This is a genomic window from Pantoea sp. S61 (genome assembly GCF_016625145.1).
Lineage (GTDB): Bacteria > Pseudomonadota > Gammaproteobacteria > Enterobacterales > Enterobacteriaceae > Pantoea > Pantoea rwandensis_B.
Genome location: NZ_JACVUO010000007.1, coordinates 141,851 through 163,041 on the forward strand (window position 1 = coordinate 141,851; position 21,191 = coordinate 163,041).

The 21,191-nt window shown below is 55.8% G+C and carries 21 protein-coding genes; 11 read left to right on the top strand and 10 right to left on the bottom strand.

All coding sequences use genetic code 11. The features are described 5' to 3' along the window. The first annotated feature begins 43 nt into the window (after positions 1 to 43). Positions 44 to 886 carry a 23S rRNA (adenine(2030)-N(6))-methyltransferase RlmJ gene (locus IAE30_RS15425; protein WP_038644229.1) on the top strand — a complete coding sequence of 281 codons (843 nt, stop codon included), beginning with the start codon at positions 44 to 46 and terminating at the stop codon, positions 884 to 886. 62 nt (positions 887 to 948) lie between these two features. Beyond that, positions 949 to 1,764, top strand: coding sequence for a CPBP family intramembrane glutamic endopeptidase (locus IAE30_RS15430; protein ID WP_038644228.1), 816 nt, complete (start codon positions 949 to 951; stop codon positions 1,762 to 1,764). Here the strand turns inward: IAE30_RS15430 and rnz are convergent. Further along, a complete protein-coding gene (gene rnz, locus IAE30_RS15435; RefSeq protein WP_038644227.1) occupies positions 1,761 to 2,672 on the bottom strand; it encodes a ribonuclease Z in 912 nt (303 codons plus the stop codon). The two genes, IAE30_RS15430 and rnz, sit on opposite strands and share 4 nt — an antisense overlap. A gap of 125 nt (positions 2,673 to 2,797) precedes the next feature. On the opposite strand from rnz, the gene gorA reads away from it, so the two are divergent. After that, positions 2,798 to 4,150 (top strand): glutathione-disulfide reductase, encoded by a 1,353-nt coding sequence (gene gorA, locus IAE30_RS15440; protein ID WP_200538727.1) that lies wholly within the window; start codon positions 2,798 to 2,800, stop codon positions 4,148 to 4,150. 27 nt (positions 4,151 to 4,177) lie between these two features. Here the strand turns inward: gorA and IAE30_RS15445 are convergent, their stop codons facing one another. Further along, positions 4,178 to 5,176 carry a LacI family DNA-binding transcriptional regulator gene (locus IAE30_RS15445; protein ID WP_200539118.1) on the bottom strand — a complete coding sequence of 333 codons (999 nt, stop codon included), beginning with the start codon at positions 5,174 to 5,176 and terminating at the stop codon, positions 4,178 to 4,180. Between the two features lie 108 nt (positions 5,177 to 5,284). Between IAE30_RS15445 and IAE30_RS15450 the strand changes: the two genes are divergently transcribed. The 4 genes from IAE30_RS15450 to IAE30_RS15465 all read left to right on the top strand — a co-directional run bounded on the left by IAE30_RS15450 (position 5,285) and on the right by IAE30_RS15465 (position 9,854). Then, positions 5,285 to 6,034, top strand: a complete 750-nt coding sequence (locus IAE30_RS15450; protein WP_200539117.1) for an SDR family oxidoreductase — start codon at positions 5,285 to 5,287, stop codon at positions 6,032 to 6,034. A gap of 19 nt (positions 6,035 to 6,053) precedes the next feature. Then, positions 6,054 to 7,667, top strand: coding sequence for an FGGY-family carbohydrate kinase (locus IAE30_RS15455; RefSeq protein WP_200680323.1), 1,614 nt, complete (start codon positions 6,054 to 6,056; stop codon positions 7,665 to 7,667). A gap of 216 nt (positions 7,668 to 7,883) precedes the next feature. Next, on the top strand, positions 7,884 to 8,816 hold the full coding sequence (locus IAE30_RS15460; RefSeq protein ID WP_038644224.1) for a nucleoside recognition family protein: 933 nt from the start codon (positions 7,884 to 7,886) through the stop codon (positions 8,814 to 8,816). Between the two features lie 258 nt (positions 8,817 to 9,074). Next, a complete protein-coding gene (locus IAE30_RS15465; protein WP_200680324.1) occupies positions 9,075 to 9,854 on the top strand; it encodes an L-threonylcarbamoyladenylate synthase in 780 nt (259 codons plus the stop codon). A gap of 44 nt (positions 9,855 to 9,898) precedes the next feature. Here IAE30_RS15465 and IAE30_RS15470 read toward each other — a convergent pair whose 3' ends face one another. After that, on the bottom strand, positions 9,899 to 10,915 hold the full coding sequence (locus IAE30_RS15470; protein ID WP_200680325.1) for an NAD(P)-dependent alcohol dehydrogenase: 1,017 nt from the start codon (positions 10,913 to 10,915) through the stop codon (positions 9,899 to 9,901). Positions 10,916 to 11,210: 295 nt separating this feature from the next. Between IAE30_RS15470 and IAE30_RS15475 the strand changes: the two genes are divergently transcribed. Continuing rightward, positions 11,211 to 11,546, top strand: coding sequence for a DUF488 domain-containing protein (locus IAE30_RS15475; RefSeq protein ID WP_200539114.1), 336 nt, complete (start codon positions 11,211 to 11,213; stop codon positions 11,544 to 11,546). Here IAE30_RS15475 and IAE30_RS15480 read toward each other — a convergent pair. Beyond that, positions 11,543 to 12,364: an SDR family oxidoreductase gene (locus IAE30_RS15480; RefSeq protein ID WP_200680326.1), complete on the bottom strand. Its 822-nt coding sequence runs from the start codon at positions 12,362 to 12,364 to the stop codon at positions 11,543 to 11,545. The genes IAE30_RS15475 and IAE30_RS15480 overlap by 4 nt on opposite strands. A 95-nt stretch (positions 12,365 to 12,459) precedes the next feature. Here IAE30_RS15480 and IAE30_RS15485 point away from each other — a divergent pair, with 95 nt between their 5' ends. Further along, positions 12,460 to 13,362: a LysR family transcriptional regulator gene (locus tag IAE30_RS15485; RefSeq protein WP_200680327.1), complete on the top strand. Its 903-nt coding sequence runs from the start codon at positions 12,460 to 12,462 to the stop codon at positions 13,360 to 13,362. 1 nt (position 13,363) lies between these two features. Here IAE30_RS15485 and IAE30_RS15490 read toward each other — a convergent pair whose 3' ends face one another. Further along, complete coding sequence (locus IAE30_RS15490; RefSeq protein WP_045814110.1) at positions 13,364 to 14,005, bottom strand: hydrolase; 642 nt, start codon at positions 14,003 to 14,005, stop codon at positions 13,364 to 13,366. 254 nt (positions 14,006 to 14,259) lie between these two features. Between IAE30_RS15490 and IAE30_RS15495 the strand changes: the two genes are divergently transcribed. Continuing rightward, complete coding sequence (locus tag IAE30_RS15495; protein ID WP_200680328.1) at positions 14,260 to 15,177, top strand: bestrophin family protein; 918 nt, start codon at positions 14,260 to 14,262, stop codon at positions 15,175 to 15,177. Between the two features lie 111 nt (positions 15,178 to 15,288). Here IAE30_RS15495 and IAE30_RS15500 read toward each other — a convergent pair whose 3' ends face one another. The 4 genes from IAE30_RS15500 to IAE30_RS15515 form a co-directional block, all read right to left on the bottom strand. After that, positions 15,289 to 16,134, bottom strand: coding sequence for an alpha/beta hydrolase (locus IAE30_RS15500; protein WP_038649806.1), 846 nt, complete (start codon positions 16,132 to 16,134; stop codon positions 15,289 to 15,291). 215 nt (positions 16,135 to 16,349) lie between these two features. After that, complete coding sequence (locus IAE30_RS15505) at positions 16,350 to 16,697, bottom strand: YaeQ family protein (RefSeq protein WP_038644218.1); 348 nt, start codon at positions 16,695 to 16,697, stop codon at positions 16,350 to 16,352. Positions 16,698 to 16,723: 26 nt separating this feature from the next. Next, positions 16,724 to 18,073 carry a sodium:proton antiporter gene (locus IAE30_RS15510; RefSeq protein WP_038644217.1) on the bottom strand — a complete coding sequence of 450 codons (1,350 nt, stop codon included), beginning with the start codon at positions 18,071 to 18,073 and terminating at the stop codon, positions 16,724 to 16,726. Positions 18,074 to 18,126: 53 nt separating this feature from the next. Further along, complete coding sequence (locus IAE30_RS15515) at positions 18,127 to 19,335, bottom strand: MFS transporter (RefSeq protein ID WP_200680330.1); 1,209 nt, start codon at positions 19,333 to 19,335, stop codon at positions 18,127 to 18,129. 92 nt (positions 19,336 to 19,427) lie between these two features. Here IAE30_RS15515 and IAE30_RS15520 point away from each other — a divergent pair, with 92 nt between their 5' ends. Then, positions 19,428 to 20,357, top strand: coding sequence for a LysR family transcriptional regulator (locus IAE30_RS15520; protein ID WP_200680331.1), 930 nt, complete (start codon positions 19,428 to 19,430; stop codon positions 20,355 to 20,357). A 285-nt stretch (positions 20,358 to 20,642) separates the two neighbouring features. On the opposite strand, the gene IAE30_RS15525 is transcribed toward IAE30_RS15520, so the two are convergent. Continuing rightward, positions 20,643 to 21,140 (bottom strand): TIGR00645 family protein, encoded by a 498-nt coding sequence (locus IAE30_RS15525; RefSeq protein WP_034819827.1) that lies wholly within the window; start codon positions 21,138 to 21,140, stop codon positions 20,643 to 20,645. Positions 21,141 to 21,191: the final 51 nt, after the last annotated feature.

Here is a 21,191-nt window from a genome sequence, read left to right on the forward strand (position 1 = left end):
ATGTTTTTATCTCCTTTGATCCAACCGCGGACCCCTCTTTTTTATGCTGAGTTATCGCCACAGTTTTCATGCCGGCAACCATGCCGACGTGCTCAAACATACCGTTGAAAGCCTGATCCTCACCGCCCTGATGGAGAAGGAAAAACCTTTCCTCTATCTGGATACCCACGCCGGTGCCGGACGTTACCAGCTGAGCGGAGAGCACGCCGAGCGTACCGGTGAATATCTGGAAGGCATTGCGCGCATCTGGCAGCAGCCGGACGCGCCAGAACTGCTGAAGCCTTATCTGACGGCCGTTCGCAACCTCAACCCGCATGGCACCTTGCGCTACTATCCAGGCTCACCGCTGATCGCCCGCTATCTGCTGCGTGAAGAGGACAAGCTGGAGCTGACCGAACTGCACTCCAGCGACTATCCGCTGTTGCGTTCTGAATTCAGTAAAGATGCGCGCGCACGCGTAGCGCGTGGCGACGGCTATCAGCAGTTGAAAGCTAAACTGCCTCCGCAGAGCCGCCGTGGTCTGATTCTGATTGATCCGCCGTACGAAATGAAAAGCGATTATCAGGACGTGGTGAAAGGCATTCAGGAAGGTTACAAACGCTTTGCTACCGGTGTGTATGCGCTGTGGTATCCAGTGGTGCTGCGCCAGCAAATTAAGCACATGATTAAAGACCTGGAAGCCAGCAACATCCGCAACATTCTGCAGATCGAACTGGCGGTGCGTCCTGATAGCGATCAACGCGGTATGACCGCATCCGGCATGATCGTGATTAACCCGCCGTGGAAACTGAAAGCGCAGATGGAAGAACTGTTGCCGTGGCTGCATAAGAAGCTGGTGCCGGCGGGTACTGGTCACTACAGCGTGACGCAGATCGTTCCAGAATAACGTGCTGATCGGGTGCGGCTCCCCGGCCGCCCTTTGCCGTTGCCCTTCTAAGGACACTCTTTATGTGGATCATTCTGGCTGGCGCACTCACTGTGCTGTCGCCTGCCAAACGCCTTGCCGTACTACTGCTGTTATTGGCGACGATAATGGGCCTGTTCCAGGATGTGCTGGACTGGCCTGCTCTCGCCATTTTAGGTGCTATCGCTTTGCTGGCGTGGGTGCGGGTGGAGAATCCCACCAACCGTGCCGTGTTGCTCATCAGCGAAGCGCTGCTGGTGCTGATCGCCGGTGGCCTGTTCCTGCACCTGTTGCCGGGCTTTAACAACCCGCGCCAGATCGAGGAGATGCAGGTTGGCCCCAACAGTGTGCCGTTCAGCTTCTACTACAACTTTGATAAAGCGCTGATTCCCTTTGTGCTGCTGGCTGCATTGCCTACGCTGTTCCGTACGCAGAAGTTTCCTGCGCCACACAAAATTCTGTGGCTGCTGTTACTGGCGGCGATCCCGCTGCTGCTGTACGTCGCCGTGCTGCTGGGTGGACTGGCGATTGAGCCACACTGGCCGGACTGGCTCGGCAGCTTTATGCTGGCAAACCTGTTCTTTGTCTCGCTGGCAGAAGAGGCGTTCTTCCGCGGCTATGTGCAACAGCGCCTGCGCCAGAAAATCGGTGGCGTGGCGGCGCTGTTGATTGCGTCAGTGCTGTTTGGACTGGCGCATTTCCCTGGCGGCATGATGTTAGTGGTCTTCGCGACTCTGGCCGGATTGATTTACGGCCTGGCGTGGCACTGGAGCGGGCGCGTGTGGATCGCCACCGGCGTCCACTTCCTGTTCAACATGACGCACCTGCTGTTCTTCACCTATCCGGCATTGCAGCACTAAATCTCGAACACCGCGAAATCCCGTGCCAGCTCGGTCGCCGCAAACACCGACTGGCACTCCGCCAGCAGTCTCTCCCGATCGCTCGATAAATAACGCGAACTGAAGTGCGTGGCAATCATGCGTTTCGCCCCCGCCAGTTTTGCTACTTCGGCAGCCTGAATCGTGGTGGAGTGGCCGCGACCATTGGCTTTTTCGGCCATTGCGGCTTCCAGCGTGGTTTCGTGCACCATCACATCCGCACCAGCCGCCAGCTCAAGCGCCACTTCGGTCGGACCGGTATCACCGAATATCGCCACCACTTTGCCCCTGGTCGCCGGGCCGAGATACGCCGCGCCGTTAATCTCACGCCCATCTTCTAGCCGGATGCATTTGCCCTCTTTCAAATCCTGATACCAGGGCCCACGCGGCACGCCCTCTGCTTTCAGTCGTGGCGCATCAAGAAAGCCCGGCTTGTCATGCTGCTCAATGCGATAGCCATAGCACTCGACCACATGATTCATTGGATAAGCAATGACGCGGAACTCGCCATCATCCAGCACTTCGCCCGCTTCAATCTCTACGATCTCCAGCGGGAAGCCGGTGTAAGAGCCACTGAGACTGAGCGCCGTCTCGACAAACAGTTTGATGCCTTTTGGACCGTAAATGGTCATCGGCTCCAGCAGCCCGGCCATCGAACGGCTGGTGAGCAAGCCCGGCAAGCCAAAAATGTGGTCACCGTGCAGATGGGTGATAAAGATTTTTTCCAGCTTGCTCGGCTTGAGTGCAGAGCGCATAAACTGGTGCTGAGTGGCTTCACCGCAGTCGAACAGCCAGGTGTCGCCCCGTTTCGATAGCGTCAGTGCAATCGCCGTGACGTTACGTTGCAGGCTCGGCGCACCCGCGCCGGTGCCGAGAAAAGTCAGATGCATAATGTCTTCCATGTAAGCGGAACCTAGATTTAACCCTATCATAATCATAGGCCGAACCTTTGCGCGGCTTGCACAAGCAGCGTTACACTCTATGCCAATTTTCTTCCAACAGATGGACATTCCGGATGACCCGACATTTTGACTACCTCGCCATCGGCGGCGGCAGCGGCGGTATCGCCTCGATTAACCGTGCAGCGATGCATGGCCAGAAATGCGCGCTGATCGAAGCGAAAGAATTGGGCGGCACCTGTGTCAACGTTGGCTGCGTGCCGAAAAAGGTGATGTGGCATGCCGCGCAGATTGCCGAAGCTATCCACCTGTACGGCCCGGACTACGGTTTCGATACCACCGTGAACAATTTTGACTGGTCAGTGCTGGTGAAAAACCGCAGCGCTTACATCGACCGTATTCATACCTCATACGATAACGTGCTGGGTAAAAATAACGTTGAAGTGATCAAAGGCTTCGCCCGCTTTATTGACGCTAATACCGTGGAAGTTAACGGCGAAACCATCACGGCCGATCACATCCTGATCGCCACCGGCGGTCGTCCAAGTCATCCCAAAGTACCTGGCGCGGAATACGGTATCGACTCTGACGGTTTCTTCGAGCTGGATGCGTTGCCGAAGCGTGTCGCGGTGGTGGGCGCAGGGTATATCGCGGTGGAGTTGGCCGGTGTGGTCAACGCACTGGGTGCCGAAACCCATCTTTTTGTGCGCAAACACGCCCCGCTGCGCAGCTTCGATCCGCTGATTGTCGATACGCTGGTAGAAGTGATGCAGGCCGAAGGCCCAACGCTGCATACCGAGTCGATTCCAAAAGCGGTGATCAAGAACGCTGACGGCAGTCTGACGCTGCAACTGGAAAGCGGTCATGAGCAAACCGTCGATTGCCTGGTGTGGGCGATTGGCCGCGAACCGGCTACCGACAATCTCAACCTCTCCGTGACCGGCGTGGCGCTGAACGACAAAGGCTATATCAACGTTGATAAGTTCCAGAACACCAACGTGAAGGGCATTTATGCAGTCGGTGACAACACCGGTGCTGTGGAGTTGACGCCAGTGGCCGTCGCCGCAGGGCGTCGTCTGTCAGAACGCCTGTTCAACAACAAGCCCGACGAGCACCTGGATTACAGCAATGTGCCAACCGTGGTATTCACCCATCCACCGATTGGTACCGTTGGATTGACCGAACCGCAGGCGCGCGAGCAGTACGGCGACGATCAGGTGAAAGTGTATAAATCTTCCTTCACCGCGATGTACACCGCTGTCACCCAGCATCGCCAACCGTGCCGAATGAAGCTGGTGTGTGTCGGCCCGGAAGAGAAGATTGTCGGCATTCACGGTATCGGTAACGGTATGGATGAGATGCTGCAAGGCTTCGCGGTGGCACTGAAGATGGGCGCTACCAAGAAAGACTTCGACAACACCGTGGCGATTCACCCGACGGCGGCAGAAGAGTTTGTCACCATGCGTTGATGAATGGGGCGGCATTTGCCGCCCTTTTTACTGCATCTGCAGCACCGGCACTTCCACAACTGTCACTTCCTGCTCGCCGCTCTCCATCAGGTGGAACACCGTTTCCATCATGCCTGCCACATCCTGTTTCACCATGCTGATGTCTTTACACAGCAGCGCGACGAACGGATCCCAGTCGAAACAGCCAATCGCCGGATGTTTATCATCAGATAACAGATCCTCAGCACGCAGAAACTGCACCACCCCTTCCAGCGAAATGGTCGAGTTCACAAACAGGCCAAATTGCCCCGTTACATGCTGCTGAAAGTGATTTTTCAACGCCGTTTGCGCTTTTTCCGGCTCATAGCCACACAGCAGCAGATTTTCCTCCGACACGGAAATGCCTCGTTCCTGATGTGCCGCCAAAAAGCCGCGCAGGCGCTCTTTACTGTTGTGATCGCTGGCGCGTCCGCCGACAAAAATCAGCGGCTGCGGGCACTTCTCCAGCAGGCTACGCGTCAGGCTCAATGCGCCATGAAAGTTATCCGAAATCACTGAAGGGGCCAGCGAACCGGGCAGATCAAGATTCAGCGAGGGTACGCCCGCGGCCTGGCACAGTGCAGTGATACGATCGGGATCGGTTGCCCCGGTCACTACCATGTAATCCACCTGCCAGGAGAGCATGGTGCGCGCCGCTTCCAGTTCCAAATCAGGATCGCGCTGCGTGCAGGTAATCACCGGGAACAGGCCGCGATCGCGCGCCATCTGCTCAAAATTTTCCACGATTGAGCCAAAATAGCGGTTGTCGTATTTGGGCACGATCATACCGATGGTTTTCGAGCGCGTGGTACGCAGCATGCTGGCCTGTCGATTCAGCGCATAGCCCTGCTCTTGCGCAATCCGGCTCACTTTCTCGGCAGTGCTGGCACTGATGCGCCGCTTCTTCCAGGTGCCGCTTAAAATCGCGCTCACCGCGCTTGCCGAAACCCCCGTGAGTTCCGCGAGGTCATAAATGGTGGTTTTCTTGTTTTTGCCGATCCCCGTCACAGAACCCATCCCTTTATTGCGCTTTTTGTTGCTGGTTAAAAGTCGGGGTGATACTTGTGCTTCATCGATTGAGCACCACCCAAAACGCCATTGATAAAGGATTATAAGATGAACTCGAACCTCTTCTCCATGCATAACCCTCTCAACGGAAAAGTCGCCGCCATTACGGGCGCTGCCTCCGGTATCGGTCTGGAATGCAGCAAAGTGCTGCTGCAGGCCGGGGCGAAAGTCGTCCTGATCGATCGCGACGGCGACAAGTTGCAGCAGCTGGTGGCGGAACTGGGCCCACAAGCGCTGCCACTGCAGATTGACCTGATGGACGGCAAACAGGTTGACGGGATTCTTGATGACATTCTCAAGCTGGCGGGCCGCCTCGATATTTTCCACGCCAATGCCGGTGCCTACATTGGCGGGCCGGTGGCGGAAGGCGATCCCGATATCTGGGATCGCGTACTGAAACTCAACACCAGCGCGGCCTTTCGCTGTGTGCGTTCGGTGCTGCCGCATCTGATCGCGCAGAAATCGGGTGACATCATTTTCACCAGTTCGATTGCGGGCGTGGTGCCAGTGGTCTGGGAACCGATCTACACCGCATCTAAATTTGCGGTGCAGGCGTTTGTGCATTCAACCCGTCGTCAGGTGGCGCAGCAAGGTGTGCGCGTCGGTGCAGTGCTGCCGGGTCCGGTGGTCACTGCCCTGCTCGATGACTGGCCGCAGGAGAAGCTGGACGACGCGCTGGCCAATGGCAGCCTGATGCAGCCCATTGAAGTGGCGGAGTCGGTACTGTTTATGGTGACGCGTTCGCCGGGTGTCACGGTGCGCGATATCGTTATCCTCCCCAACAGCGTTGACCTGTAACCAGCCGAGGTGCAGCAGCATGAGTAACGAAAAATATTTGATTGGTGTCGATGTGGGTTCGGCCAGCGCTCGTGCGGGCGTGTTTGACCGCGCGGGAAATCTGCTCGGTCATGCAAAGCAGTCCATCACCACCTTCCGCGCCCACGGTCATGTGGTTGAGCAATCCGCCAATGAGATTTGGCAGGCGGTCAGCCGCTGCGTGCGAGAGGCGGTGGCCACTGCCGCTATCGATCCCGCTGCGGTGGCGGGCATTGGCTTCGATGCCACCTGCTCGCTGGTGGTGATCGATGAACAGGGCCAGCCATTGCCCGTCAGCCCAAACGGAGAGGCAGAACGTAATATCATTGTGTGGATGGATCATCGCGCGACGCAGCAGGCCGATGCCATCAACGCGACGAAACATCCGGTGCTCGACTATGTGGGCGGACGCATCTCACCGGAGATAGAGATGCCAAAACTATTGTGGCTGAAAACATACAACCCGCAGACGTTCCAGGCTGCCGCTCACTTCTTTGACCTTACCGATTACCTGAGCTGGCGCGCGTCGGGCGATAGCGCTCGCTCATCCTGCACCGTCACCTGTAAATGGAACTATCTGGCTCATGAACAGCGCTGGGATAGCGACTACTTTCAAGCCATTGGTTTACCGGAATTCGCCCAGGAAAAGTTTGCGCGCATTGGACAACGCATCGTCGAGCCTGGCACGCCATGTGGAAGCGGTTTAACCGCTCAGGCCGCCGCCGACTTCGGTTTACCCACAGGCACACCAGTGGCCGCCGGGTTAATCGATGCCCATGCAGGCGGCGTCGGTACGCTGGGCGCAGACGGTAGCCCGGAAGACAAACTCGCCTACGTATTCGGCACCTCATCCTGCACCATGACCCCCACGCGTGAGGCCGCATTTGTGCCAGGTGTGTGGGGCCCGTATTACTCGGCGATGGTGCCGGGTTTATGGTTGAGTGAAGGTGGACAAAGCGCGGCGGGCGCCGCCATCGATCGCCTGCTGGAGATGCATCCAGCGTCTGCAAGGGCACAGCATGCCGCCGATACCGCTGGCCTTTCACTGCCGGTGTACCTTGCGGAACAGGCTTTGCAGCAAGCTCGCGGTGAATCAGCAACGGTGGATTTAGTCGAAGGTCTGCATATCGTGCCGGAATTTGCGGGTAATCGCGCCCCCTTTGGCGACCCTTACGCGCGAGCGGTGATTTGCGGTCTGGGCATGGACAATGACGAAGCCAGCCTGATCGCACTGTATATCGCCGGCTTGTGCAGCCTTGGCTACGGCCTGCGCCAAATCATTGAGGCGCAAACCAGCAAAGGCATTGTCACGCAGTCGATTGTCATCAGCGGCGGTGCGGGGCAACACTCACTGGTGCGCCAACTGCTGGCGGACAGCTGCCAGCTTCCTGTGCAATCTACCCACTGCCCTGAGCCGGTATTACTGGGCTCAGCGATTCTTGCCGCTGCCGCCAGTGGCGTGTATTCCGACGTCACCTCGGCGATGGCCAACATGACCACCGATGAAAAGCGCTGGCATCCGGAGCCGTCGGTTTCGCCACTGCATCAGCACCGTTATGATGCATTTAAATTATTGCAGAGTACCGCGCGTAATATTCGTCAGATAAGCGAATAAACGTCGAATAATATTTCCGTGCGCCGCCCGGTTATTTCACCCTGCCATTTCCTGCAAGATAAAATTTAATTTCTTCACTACTCAAGCTTACGCCACCGGGATACTATTTATCCCTTAGCTAGCGCCCTTCGCGCTGGCATTTTTATGCGTTTTTTAAGGCAAGGGGAGCAGCATGTTTATCGGTATTAAGCCGTGGTTCGAGGTTCAGGCAACCGCATGAATATCATCAGCATTATTATGTCTGCGGGCAAAGCCTCAGTGGATGTCGCGTTGTACACGCTAATTCCTATCATGGTGGTGATGTTATTCATCATGAAATATCTGGAAGTGAAAGGCGTGCTGGATTTTGTGGTTCGTCATTCCACTCCGTTATTAAAACCTTTGGGTATTACCGGACTGGCGTTATTTGCCCTGATCCAGCTGAACTTTGTCAGTTTCGCTGCGCCGTTAGCGGCATTAGCGATTATGGAAAAACGCGGCACCTCCGACCGCCATATGGCGGCCACGCTGGCGATGCTGTTTGCTATGGGGCAAGCCAACGCATTTTATCCGTTGATTCCCGCAGGACTGAACTGGACTGCGGCACTGCTGATCTCCATCTGCGGCGGCGTGCTGGCCGCAGCGGCCACTTACCACTTCTTTGGCCGCAAACTTTCTGATGCGGCGCTGCTCAATGAAGATGAAGCCGTTGCGAATAATGAAAGCAAGATGGGGCTGATTGCCATCATCAACAGTGCGGGTGCGGATGCGATTCGCCTGGCGCTGGGTTCACTGCCGATGCTGATTCTGTCGCTATCAGTGGTCGGCATTTTGAAAGAATCCGGTGGCATTGAGATGCTCACCCGGCTGGTTTCTCCGCTGCTGGATAGGCTCAACATCTCTGAAGTCTACATTCTGCCTGCCCTGACCAAATGTCTGGCAGGCGGTACTGCGTATTACGGCGTGGTGGCGGGATTGGTGGAGAAGGGACTCTACAGCGCGCATAACATTAATGCCTCGGCGGGCTGGCTGATTCAGACCTTTGACCTGCCAGGTATTGGCATCTTCCTGGGTCTGTCGAGTCGTTTCCCGCGTCTGTTCCGTTTCGCCGTGCCGGGCATTATTCTTGGCATCGCGCTACGCGGTGTGGCACACGCCCTGATATTTTAATTAACCCTGGCGCTGAAAGGCTTATTCAGCGCCCTGTTTAAATAACACTATAATTCCCGCGTGTTATTTTAAATTAACCCTATACATTCCATCGTTATTTTCATCAGTTGCAAATCTTTTAAATATCGTACTATTATCGCCAGCATGGTTTTGCAAAAATAATTAATCCCGACTTAATATCCGGTTAATTAATTCCTTAATTTCATTGCAGGTAATATTCCTGCACGTCATCTATTGATACGCAGATAGGGTAGATCCATGAGCGGTAAACAAATAACGTGGAATGGCGGGTTACAACCTGAAGCCATCGACATTCTGTCACAAGACGGCGGCATGATTGTGAGCCCAACGAAAGTCGGCTACATCATCATGACCTCTGATAAAGCCGGGCTGGAACGCAAGTTTGAAGCCAAGCAGCGCAAGCGCAACAAGCCTGGCGTAGTGCTGTGTGGCTCGCTGGAACAACTGCGTTCACTGGCTCAACTGACGCCAGAAATTGACCAGCTTTATCAGCAGCATTGGGATCAAGATATCCTGCTGGGCTGTATTTTACCGTGGCGCGAAGATGCGCTGGCGCGTATTCCAGCAGACGGTTCTAAAGAACTGATGATGGATAGACGCCAGACCAGTTGCTTCGTGATTAAATTTGGCCGTCCCGGTGAAAATATTGCGAAAGCGCTGTGGGAAGAGCACGGGAAATTCTCCTTCGCCAGTTCCGCCAACCCATCGGGTCAGGGAAACCGTGGTCTGGTTGAGGGTATTGGCGAACGTATTGAAGCACGTGCTGATTTAATTATTGAAGCCAATGACTACGTGAAATCCATTCAGCCTAACGACGAAATTAAAGTGCGCTACGAGCAGGGTGTGATGGTATCGATGGTGGATAGCGAAGGTCGTCTGATCCCGCAGCAAAACGGCGAACGTAAAATCACGCCGTGCCCGGTGCTGATTCGTAAAGGCCTGGATGTCGATAAAATCATGGCGCTGCTGTCAGATATCTTCCCATCATGGGATTACCGCCACGGTGATTACTACTGATGTGCTGACGCCTGTTTCCTCATAGAGGAAACAGGCTCACCTGATTACCACTCCACCGTAATTTTGCCGAAATGCCCTGCTGACTGCTGATGTTTAAATGCCGCTGGCAGGTCGCTCAAGGTACCGTAGCTGTCGCTGATCACCGGGCGAATACCGGTTTGCTCTAACGCCCGCACAAAGTCCTGCTGCTGGCGGCGATGCCCGACAATCAGGCCCTGAATACGTGCCTGTTTTGCCATTAACAGCGAGGTGGGGATCACCCCTTCGCGCCCGGTCAGTACGCCAATCAGCGCAATATGACCGCCGACGCGCACTGCCTCAATCGACTGCGCCATGGTGCCCGGCCCACCGAGTTCAATCACCACATCGGCCCCCTTGCCATCCGTCAGCTGTTGAACGGCTTTGCCCCACTCCGGCGTGCTGCGATAGTTGATGCCCGCATCGGCACCCAGCGCTTGCGCCCTTGCCAGCTTCTCATCTGACGAGGAGGTGACAATCACCCGTGCACCCATCACTTTGGCAATTTGCAGTGCGGTGATCGACACGCCGCCGGTACCCAGCGTGACGATGGTATCGCCCGCTTTGATTTGTGCATCCCCTACCAATGCGCGCCACGCCGTCAGGCCGGACGTGGTAATGGTTGCCGCTTCAGCATGGCGCCAGCCACGCGGGGCGAGCGTAAAGTGATGGGCCGGACGCACCACCACTTCAGCGGCAAAACCGTCTGCTCCATCGCCGGGTGTCTGGGTGAAATTGCCGACCTGGGCAAAGGGTAAACCGTCCTGCCACTGCGGGAAGAAGCAGGACACCACGTGGTCACCGGGTTTAAATTCCGTGACGCCTGCCCCGACCTCTTCGACCACGCCCGCGCCGTCCGCCATCATGATGCGATCCTGCTCGGTGGGGATCGATCCATCTGCCACCAGCAGATCGTGGAAGTTGAGTGACGTCGCGTGGATCGCCACGCGGATCTCTCCGGCGGCGGGTTTACCCGGATCGGGCAGATCTGCCAGATGCAGATGCTCTAAACCACCGGGCTGTTTTAGGATCATCGCTTGCATGATTGCTGTTCTCCTTGGTAACGGTCGCCATAAATGGCAACCCTACAATGTTGGATGCAGTGTGTTCGCTCAGATACATGGCGACCCCACTATGTTGGATACCGTGTATACGACCAGATATATGGCGACCCCACTATGTTGGATACCGTGTATACGACCAGATATATGGCAATCCTAGGGTTTCATCTTCAATCGTAGGGTGCGCATTTATGCGCACCTGGTAAAAACTGACGCTAAGTGTGGCAGTTATGCTCAATCCCTGCCTGCTACAATGTGCGGTTAAAGGGGGGCAATCATGGTTGATGTGAAACGGGTCTACGACGAGATCAGCGAGCAGGACGGCTACAGGATTTTGGTGGATCGGCTATGGCCGCGCGGCATGAAAAAAACCGATCTGCAGTACGATGAGTGGTTGAAGGCGATCGCGCCTTCTACCGAATTGCGTCAAGCGCTACACAGCGAAACCATTGATTTCGCCCATTTCGAAAAGCAGTATCGTGCTGAGTTGCAACAAAACGCAGCGCTCGCCGAGCTGAAACAGCGGATGGAAAAGCAAAAAGTGACGCTGCTGACCGCCACCAAACTCGATCAGCAGAGCCACATTACCGTATTGCAGAAACTGCTGGATTAAACATCCGCCCCGTACGCGGCGGCTTTTTGCGCACGTAACTCAGCCAGGCGCCGTTCCAGTGCGGCTTCAATATTGTCATACGCTGTGCTGCCCAGCGCTAAGCGCAGCGGCATGGCAGGCTGATCCAGTGTGGCGATCATGGCGGTGACAGATTTTGCGGCATCTCCCTTAATCGCGAAATCACCCGACAAGATCGCGCGGCGCAGCTGACCTGAAGCCGAATCATGATAAGCATCCAGCGGCTCGGCGATATCCAACCCGGCACCAAAGTTAGTGGCGGTTGGCCCCGGCTCCACCAGCAGGAAATCGATGCCAAAGCTGGCCACTTCCTGCCGTACTGCTTCAACAAATCCTTCAATGCCCCACTTGCTGGCATGATACAGGCTGAAGTTAGGATAAGCCACCTGCCCACCTTCCGAGGAAACCTGCGCGATGCGCCCGCCGCCCTGCTGGCGCAACAATGGAATCACGGCACGAATCAGCTGAATGGAACCCGTGAGATTGGTGGCGATCTGGCGATCAATCTGCGCATCGCTCAGCTCTTCCGCAGCACCAAACAGACCATATGCGGCATTGCTCACCACCACATCGACGCGTTCAACGTTGGCAAATGCCTGCACGATGGCTGGCGCAATGCTGGCGGTGTTCGCCAAATCCAGCATCATGACCTGCAACTGTTCGCCGTATCGCGCTTGCAGATCTGCCATTGCCTCGGTGCGGCGTACGCAGGCCAGCACGCGATCGCCACGCGCCAGTAAATCCTCACTCATTAAACGGCCCAGCCCACTGCTGGCACCGGTAATTAACCAGGTTTTCATTTTGTCGTCCTCCGGTTGAAAACCCGATGATAGATCGCTTTACTGGTGGCTATCGTCTCCCTAATCGCGCATGACCTGGTGAGGAAAATCCACCAATGAGAAGACCTTCCTGGAATGAATTGCAGGCCATTAAAACCCTGGGTGAGCAGCGCAGCTTCCGTCGCGCCGCTGAGATGCTTGGCCTGAAACGCTCTTCACTCAGCCATCTGGTGAAAACGCTGGAGCAGAATCTGGGGGTACAGCTTTTTCAGCGTACGACCCGCAGCGTATCGCTCACCGATGCCGGGCAACAGCTCATCGATCGCCTCGCTCCACTACTGAATGAAATGGATGAAGTGCTGCACGATGTCAGCGCTCGCCGCCAGCAGCACGCAGGCACCTTGCGCATCAGCGCCAGCGATGCGGCAATTAGTATCCTGCTGGAAAAGGTAGTGCCGGGATTTTGCGCCGCGTATCCCAATATCCAGCTCGATCTAGCTGCGCAAGGTGAACTGGTGGATATCACCGCAGCCGGATTCGATGCCGGCATTCGGTTAATGGAAGATGTGCCGCAGGATATGGTGGCGATTACGCTGGGTGGTCCATTGCACTTTATCACCGTCGCTTCCCCTGAATATCTGGCCTCACACCCGCCGGTGCAGCAGCCACAGGATTTGCTGCAGCAGCAGTGCATTCGCCACCGGCTGCCAAGCGGCAAGCGCTATCGCTGGGAGTATGCAAAGGCGGGAGAAAGCGGTGAGATCGATGTACCGGGCTTGATTACGCTGGACAATAACGCGCTGATGACCAGCGCGGCCATCAGCGGATTGGGCATTGCTTATGTACCCTCGCTTTACGCCGAAGCGGCGCTGCAATCGGGTCTGTTAGTGGAACTGCTCGCCGACTGGCGGGTGCAGTCGGCGGGGATAGCATTGTGGTTCCCGCCCAACCAGCATCAGTCGATGGCGCTGCGGCTGTTTATCGATGCGCTGAAAATCAGCCTGCCGCGCCAGTCGTAACTCAAGCCTGACGCTGTGGCGCTTTGTGCACCATGGTGTAGGCGTAATCCACGCCCATGCCGTATGCGCCGCTGTGCTCACGCACCAGATCCATCACCGCATCGTAGGTTTCTTTGCGTGACCAGTCGCGCTGGTACTCCAACAATACTTGCTGCCAGGTCACCGGCACCGCACCGGCCTGCACCATGCGCTGAATCGAACGCTCGTGGGCATCGACGCTGGTGCCGCCTGAAGTATCGGTCACCACGTACACTTCAAAGCCCTCTTTCAGTGCCATCAGGGCCGGGAAGGTCAGGCACACTTCCGTCCACAGTGCGGAGATAATCAGCTTCTTACGACCGGTTTTCTTCACCGCTTCGACGAATTTGGCATCTTCCCATGAGTTCATGGAAGTACGCTCAATCGGCCTGGATTCCGGATGCACTGCCAGCAGTTCTGGCCAGATGTAGCCGCTGAAGCTTTCGGTCTCTACAGAGGTATAAATCACCGGCACGTCGAAAACTTTGCCTGCTTTTGCCAAAGCGACGGTGTTATTTTTGAGCTGCTGGCGATCAATATTGGCGACGCCGAAGGCCATCTGCGGCTGGTGGTCGATGAAGATCAGAGTAGAGTTCTGTGGGTCGAGCAGGTCAAGTTTAGACATGATGTATTCCTTTAAAGTGTTTTTAAATTTGTGTGTTGTGCTGCTGGAATGAACTTTAGAGAAAGGGGCCGCGTAGAGATAACGCAAAGAATTTTACAAGTTGTTCAAACTGTTTTTAGAAGATTGATTTATAAAGATAAAACCAGCTTACAGAGTCTGTATTTGTGGTGAAAATACCTGACTTTCGCATTGCTTATACGGCAATGACGGGCGTAACCTGTGCTGACTAAATCATAAAAAACACCATCGCAAAAATGATCGTACGTCCTCATCAACACTGGTTCCTCCGGCTGTTCGACTGGCATGGCTCGGTACTGGTAAGCATTGTATTTCGCCTGTCACTCAACCTGCTGATGTCGGTGATTGCCATCATCGGATATCCCTGGTATTCCACGTTCGGCATTCACCTCACCACGGCACCGTTCAGCTTGATTGGTGTGTCGATAGCGGTGTTTCTCGGCTTCCGCAACAACGCCAGCTACGCACGCTTTATTGAGGCACGTACGTTGTGGGGCAATATGCATATCGCCCAGCGCTCACTGCTGCGTCAGATAAAAACGATTCGTGGCGTCAGTGAAGAACAGGTGCAGGAGTTTATTGGATTGCAGCTGGCATTCAGTTGGGCCTTGAAACACCGATTGCGCAAAACCGATGCGCAGGCTGACTTAGCGCGTTTGCTGCCGGAAAAATGGCAACGCGCGGTGCTGGGCCACCCTATGCCGACATCGCAGACGCTGTTATGTATGGGCGAGTGGTTGGCGCAGCGGCGCGATGAAGGGTTGGCATCGGATATTGTCTGGCAGAGTATTGATGAGAATCTCAATCTGCTGTCGGCATATCTGGGAGGCTGCGATCGTCTGGCCAGCACGCCGATCCCGTTTGCCTACAGTTTGATTCTGCACCGCACTGTGTATCTGTTCTGTACCCTGCTGCCGTTTGCGCTGGTGGCGGATTTGCATCTGATGACGCCACTGGTGTCGGTGTTTATTTCCTACACCTTCCTGTCGCTGGAGTCACTGGCCGAGGAGTTGGAAGATCCGTTTGGCACTGCGCCTAATCATCTGCCGCTGGATGCGCTGTGCGTCAATATCGAACGTAATTTGAAGGCGATGAATAACGATTTCCCGCTGCCCGAACCGCATCAGCCGGATCGCTATTTTAATTTGACGTAATGCGTCCATGTGTCAGACGCGCACAACCGGCACAGGACTAGCAGATCAGACCGACCCCATAGATAACACTTTTGTGGTCAGTCTCTTTGGATAATCTGTTTTTCTGTCCGGTTAGCTGTGCAGATCCAGCCAGCGCACATACGCCTGATCCCACAGCGCGGCAGGCGAACCCGCTTTACCCAGACCAAACCCGTGCCCGCCGCTGCTGAGTTCAATCAACTCGACCGGCACCTGCATACGACGGCAGGCATCGCGCATCATTTCAGTGTTATGGGGATTGGAGGTGTGATCATCTTCCGCCTGGGCGAGGAACGTCGGTGGATATTGTCGGGTGACATAATTCTGCACTGACCAGTTCGCTTCCTGGGTGGGCGTCGCGTGATCGCCTACCATCATCAGGTGCGTCTTGGTGTTCTGATACGGCGCTTCAAGGGTGATGACCGGGTAAATCAGGCCAACGCTATCGGCCGTTGGGCGGATCTGGTCAAGCGGGTCCTGCGCAGGATAGGTGGTGAAATCGGGGCGCGCCGCCGCCATACCCAGCAGATGTCCGCCGGCAGAGAAGCCGAGCAAGTGCACTTTACGTTCCATCGAACGCACCAGACGAATAGCGCGCTGCGCATCCTGCAAGGGCGCGAGGTTGCCCGCCTGCCACTTTTCTCCTGGCAAGCGGTAACTCAGCACATAAACGGTATAGCCATTGGCATTCAACCAACGCGCGACGGGCCAGGCTTCGCGCCCCATGCCGATAAAGCGGTAGCCGCCACCAGCCGCCACAATCACCGCTTCGCCATTCGGATTTTCAGGCCGGAAGCGTTGAATCGCTGGAGAAACGATATTTGTCCAGGAGCCGTTCATGCTGACTTTCAATAGTCCAGACGGCCCGCCGCCGCCCGGCGGATCGTCAGGCCACAATGGGATGATGTCATCACGGGCAAACAGTTTGCCTGTGGTCATCGAGAGAGCGGTTGCCCCGGTTGCCAACAAAAAGTGACGCCGTGTAAGTTTCATGCCCAGTCGCCAGTATTGAAAAAAACATGTCAGCCTTGTGGGCTGCGTCTCGTTATGTGATGCGTGTCTGATTTCAACGCTGGCGATTATGTACGCATTTTGTACAAAAGATCCATTAAAAAACGCGCCAGAAAAGGCGCGTATTCTGGCGATAAAAACTTTTAATCCTGTTGCTGGAATTGGGTCATCACAGTTTGCTCACACTGCTGCTGATTATGGCGCAGCTGCGCACGCTCATCCTCGCCCAGTTCCATCCAGGCGCTGATCACTTCCTGCGCAGTTTCTTCATTAAATTCAGGCTTATCCATCGCCGAAGAAGACTGGCTGGCGGCCAGCTGAGACTTCATCTTCGCGGTATAGGTATCCAGATCGCTGGTCTTTTTTTCCGTGCTCACCAGATGGCACAGCTGGCTGGCATACACATTCTCTTCGCTGGTGTTATCACCGTCGGCGGCGAAGACAGGGGCGGAAAGCGAGAGCCCAACAAGGGCGATCAATATGGCTTTCATAACAGACTCCAGTAATTTCCAGAAAATCACTTTTGATGATGTTGCGCACGCGCCGCCTGACGGGCGGCACGCCAGTTTAATAACGGCGTCACCGTGATGCCGTGCAGCACGATGCTGCACACCACTAACGTCAACGCCATATCCACCATTTGCTCTGCCTGCGGGCCACGCATGCCGTGCACCCAGGCATAAGCGATGTAATTAATACTGCCGATGCCGCGAATCCCTAACCAGCCAATCAGCAGGCGGCGCATCAGGGGAATTTCGCAGCGCCAGGTGGTGATCCACACCGCCAGCGGACGCACGACCACAAACAGCAGCAGCGCTAAGCCAATACCGGTGAGATTCCAGTGCTGCGCTAGCGTGATACCCAGCACCACCATCATGCCTGCGGCCAACAAGCGCTCGATGGTATCACCAAATGACAGCGCATCGCCGATCACCAAACCGACCGATTTCACCATGCCACTACCGCCATGCGATAGTCGCTGATTAGGATTGACGCGTGCCTCGGCGGGCAGATATTGCTCTTCTTCTGACAACTCCTCTTGCGGATAGTGCTTCACCACGCGCAATTCAGCGCGTCGAAGCCCCACGCCCGCCGCAAAGGTGGCGAGGAAGCCAGAAGCATCCACGGCTTGCGCCGCTGCATAACTCAGCGCAATCAGGGCCAGTGCGAGAAAATCGTTGGGGGCAATATCCTCGTGGGCGCTGCGCAGTTGGGTTGCTAATTGCCCGATAAGACGTCCCAGTAAATAACCGATACCCAGCCCGCCCGCGATAGCCCACAGCACGTCTTTTAACGCCCATGTGCCCCAATGGCTGATATCCATGCTTTCAGGTGCCAGCAACAGCAGCGCCAACATCAGCAACGGCAAAGCGGAACCATCATTCATCCCGGCTTCGCTGGAAAGTGCCACGCGCAGTGCATCATCATCACGCGCATCGTTGACCGATATCAGGCTGGCCAGTACCGGGTCGGTCGGTGCGACGATGGCACCAAATGCCAGTGACAGCGCCCAGTCGAAGCCGGTCATCCAATGCACCAGCAGCGTCATACCGCCTACGGTAAGCAACATCGCGGGGAAGGCCAATCGTACGCCGACACGCCAGGCATGTGCGTTAAGCGGGAGACGTAACTTGAGCCCGGTGATAAACAGCGAGGCTGCCATGGCGATTTCGGTGAGGTGGGCGGCAAGATTGGCGTGCCCGATGATGTCGATTTGCAGCAGATTGAATACCCACGGGCCACATAAGATGCCCGCAAGCAGGTAAAGCCCAAACGAAGTCACTGGCCCACGGTGTATCCAACCGGAAGCCAGTGACATCAGAAGTAACAGACCACCGGTGGCGGCGGTCCAGGCCAGGAAGTTCATAACGCTCCGTTTTTAAATAATATTCTCCCTTAAGCCTGGCACAGGATTGACGATCAGTTTTTCAAGTGACGACTCGCCAGACGAATCATTAACGCAAGCGCAGCGGCAAGTGTGGAGAGCGCCACCACGCCGGTCCAGCCAAAGTGCGCCAGCGCCAGGCTTCCGAGTGCCGCACCGGTCGCCATGCCGATAAATACCACGGTAAACATCAGCGCATTTAGTCGGCTACGCGCTTCTGGCGCCAGGCTGTAGACCAATGTCTGATGCGCCACCAGCGTGGCCTGCACGCCCAAATCGAAGCCGATGGTGCTGATGATGATCAGGCCGATCTGAGCCGGAACCGGCAACAGTGGCAGCAGGAACATCAGCGCAAAGGACACCATCACCAGCGTGGCACCATACTGGGTGACACGTGCAGGGCCGATGCGATCCGCCACGCTTCCCGCCAACGGCGCCGCCAGCGCACCCGCTGCACCCGCCAGACCAAATGCCCCCGCTATTGCACTATCAAAATGGAAGCCTTCACTCAGCATCAGCGCCAGTGTTGACCAGAAAGCGCTGAATGCCACTGACAGCAAACCCTGTGCTATCGCCGCACGGCGCAGAGTCTGGTGATGCTGCCACAAGTGTGCCAGCGACAGCAGCAGACGCGGATAGCTGACAGAGGTGCCCGGTTTGAAGCGCGGCAACACACGCCACAGCGCCAGGCTAATCATCAGCACGGCAACCGCCGCCACCATGTACATGGTGCGCCAGCCCAGATATTCCGCCACCACACCGCTCACCACGCGTGACAGCAGAATACCGACCAGCAAGCCGGTCATCACTGTGCCAACGGTTTTACCGCGACTGCGTTCTGGCGCGAGTGCTGCCGAAGCAGGCACGATGTCCTGCGCCACGGTAGCGGTTAAGCCGGTGACAAAGCTGGCGATGAGTAACGCGTTAATGCCGCCAGAGAAGCCACACAGCAACAGCGCGGCGACCAGCATCAGGCCCTTTATCAGAATAATGGTGCGGCGGTCATGGCGGTCACCGAGCGGTGCCAGCAGCAGAATACCGAGTGCATATCCCGCCTGGGTCAGCATTGGCACCATGCCGACGCTGCCGATACCGACGTTAAATTGTTTGCTGATGATATCCAGCATCGGCTGGCTGTAGTAAATCGATGCCACGCTAAGCCCGGCACCTGCAGCAAGCGTGAACACCAGCGGCGCTGGCAGTTTTTCAGCTGGCAATGCAGTAGATTGCGAAATGGCTGACATAGTGAATTCCCCCGTGAAAGTGCGCTTATTAAAGCGCGACTCTGCCATACGCGGTAGACTCATCAATAACAGAACTGTTATGCGTGGTACGTATGAGCAATCCAACCAGTATTGACCGCATTGAATTGATGCAGACCTTTATCCGCATTGTTGAAAGTGGATCGCTGTCAGCGGCGGCGGCACAGTTGGGCACCACACAGCCCACCATTAGCCGCCGTTTGCAGGCGCTGGAACAGCGACTGGGTCTCAAGCTGATTCTGCGTACCACCCACGCACTGAAACTCACCGATGATGGTGAGCGCTGCTATGCCCAGGCGCGACAGTTGCTGGCAACCTGGCATGCGCTGGAAGATGAGCTCACCGGTTCCAACGACGATCCAATCGGTACGCTGCGCGTGCGGGCGCCGCACGCTTTTGGCCAGGACCAACTGATTGACCCACTGGTGGCGTATCTGCAGCGCTATCCGCGCCTGACAGTGGAGTGGATGCTCAATGATCGCACGCCAGATTTCATCAGCGAAAATGTTGACTGCGCGATTCAGGTTGGCGTGGTGAACGATCCTTCGCTGGTGGCGATTCTGCTGGCTGAGGTCCCACGCTTTGTGGTGGCGGCGCCCTCACTGCTGGCGCAATATCCGCCCGTGGAGGACGTCACCCAACTCCCCGACTTGCCCTGGCTGGCATTAACCAGCTTTTATCGCAACGAGCTGGCGCTACAGCGGCTGAGTGATGCTCAGCCGATGAACCTGGCGATTGCGCCCCGTCTCGCCAGTGACAGTTTATATGCCGTCCGCAAAGCCGCCCTGGCGGGCATGGGCGCCGCGATTATCTCTTCGTGGGTGGTGCAGGAAGATTTGGCGGAAGGGCATCTGATTCAGCTCGTACCCGAATGGCAAGCACCGCCGCTACCGGTATGGCTCACCTATCCGTGGGCCAGTTATTATCCCGCCAGAATGCGGCATTTTTTCGCGATGATCAGGGAAGTGATGCCAAAACTGGCCGGGGCACAGCCGGTTCGGTGATTGACCAGGTCGCAATATCATTGCGGTGTTTGAACAGGGTGAAATAGCTTCGCCGTGATTAACCAGGGCGTAATATCATTGCGGTGTTTGACCAGCGTGCCTTGAATGGCGCCCCTACGCGGAATGATGCTGATTTTACCAGGGTGCAGATTTTCGGGGATGATGCTGATTTCTAATAGGGGGCAGATTTTCGGGAATTATGCGAATTTTTCATAGTGTGAAGATTTTCGAGAATTGTGCGGGTTTTTCGTAAGGTGCGCATTGATGCGCACCCGGCACACGAAACTACTTCTTCTCCACCTTCGACATATTATCCAGCCAGCCCATCACAAAGGCCGACAGCACAAAGGTCAGGTGGATAATCACGTACCACATCAGCTTGCTGTCATCGACATTGCGCGCATCCATAAAGATACGCAGCAGATGGATCGATGAAATCGCCACAATCGAGGCCGCGACTTTGTTCTTCAACGAGCCGGAATCCATCTTGCCCAGCCAGCTCAGCTTCTCTTTGTTCTCATCAATATCCAGCTTGGACACAAAGTTTTCATAGCCAGAGAGCATCACCATCACCAGCAAGCCGCCGACCAGCGTCATGTCGACCAACGACAGCAGCAGCAGAATCAGATCGTTCTCAGCAATGCTGAGAATGTTGGGCAACAGGTGAAAAATTTCCTGGAAAAATTTAACGGTCAGCGCCAGCAGCCCCAGCGAAAGTCCAATGTAAACCGGTGCCAGCAACCAGCGCGATGAATACATCAGGTTCTCGATAAAACGTTCCATAATTTCCCATTAATCAACAGACAAGTGGTCGATTATAACCGAACTTGTGTG

Coding starts and splice junctions, on each gene's coding strand:
- IAE30_RS15425 (WP_038644229.1), top strand. CDS start 44: ATGCTGAGTTATCGCCACAGTTTTCATGCCGGCAACCATGCCGACGTG.
- IAE30_RS15430 (WP_038644228.1), top strand. CDS start 949: ATGTGGATCATTCTGGCTGGCGCACTCACTGTGCTGTCGCCTGCCAAA.
- rnz (WP_038644227.1), bottom strand. CDS start 2,672: ATGCATCTGACTTTTCTCGGCACCGGCGCGGGTGCGCCGAGCCTGCAA.
- gorA (WP_200538727.1), top strand. CDS start 2,798: ATGACCCGACATTTTGACTACCTCGCCATCGGCGGCGGCAGCGGCGGT.
- IAE30_RS15450 (WP_200539117.1), top strand. CDS start 5,285: ATGAACTCGAACCTCTTCTCCATGCATAACCCTCTCAACGGAAAAGTC.
- IAE30_RS15455 (WP_200680323.1), top strand. CDS start 6,054: ATGAGTAACGAAAAATATTTGATTGGTGTCGATGTGGGTTCGGCCAGC.
- IAE30_RS15460 (WP_038644224.1), top strand. CDS start 7,884: ATGAATATCATCAGCATTATTATGTCTGCGGGCAAAGCCTCAGTGGAT.
- IAE30_RS15465 (WP_200680324.1), top strand. CDS start 9,075: ATGAGCGGTAAACAAATAACGTGGAATGGCGGGTTACAACCTGAAGCC.
- IAE30_RS15470 (WP_200680325.1), bottom strand. CDS start 10,915: ATGCAAGCGATGATCCTAAAACAGCCCGGTGGTTTAGAGCATCTGCAT.
- IAE30_RS15475 (WP_200539114.1), top strand. CDS start 11,211: ATGGTTGATGTGAAACGGGTCTACGACGAGATCAGCGAGCAGGACGGC.
- IAE30_RS15480 (WP_200680326.1), bottom strand. CDS start 12,364: ATGAAAACCTGGTTAATTACCGGTGCCAGCAGTGGGCTGGGCCGTTTA.
- IAE30_RS15485 (WP_200680327.1), top strand. CDS start 12,460: ATGAGAAGACCTTCCTGGAATGAATTGCAGGCCATTAAAACCCTGGGT.
- IAE30_RS15490 (WP_045814110.1), bottom strand. CDS start 14,005: ATGTCTAAACTTGACCTGCTCGACCCACAGAACTCTACTCTGATCTTC.
- IAE30_RS15495 (WP_200680328.1), top strand. CDS start 14,260: ATGATCGTACGTCCTCATCAACACTGGTTCCTCCGGCTGTTCGACTGG.
- IAE30_RS15500 (WP_038649806.1), bottom strand. CDS start 16,134: ATGACCACAGGCAAACTGTTTGCCCGTGATGACATCATCCCATTGTGG.
- IAE30_RS15505 (WP_038644218.1), bottom strand. CDS start 16,697: ATGAAAGCCATATTGATCGCCCTTGTTGGGCTCTCGCTTTCCGCCCCT.
- IAE30_RS15510 (WP_038644217.1), bottom strand. CDS start 18,073: ATGAACTTCCTGGCCTGGACCGCCGCCACCGGTGGTCTGTTACTTCTG.
- IAE30_RS15515 (WP_200680330.1), bottom strand. CDS start 19,335: ATGTCAGCCATTTCGCAATCTACTGCATTGCCAGCTGAAAAACTGCCA.
- IAE30_RS15520 (WP_200680331.1), top strand. CDS start 19,428: ATGAGCAATCCAACCAGTATTGACCGCATTGAATTGATGCAGACCTTT.
- IAE30_RS15525 (WP_034819827.1), bottom strand. CDS start 21,140: ATGGAACGTTTTATCGAGAACCTGATGTATTCATCGCGCTGGTTGCTG.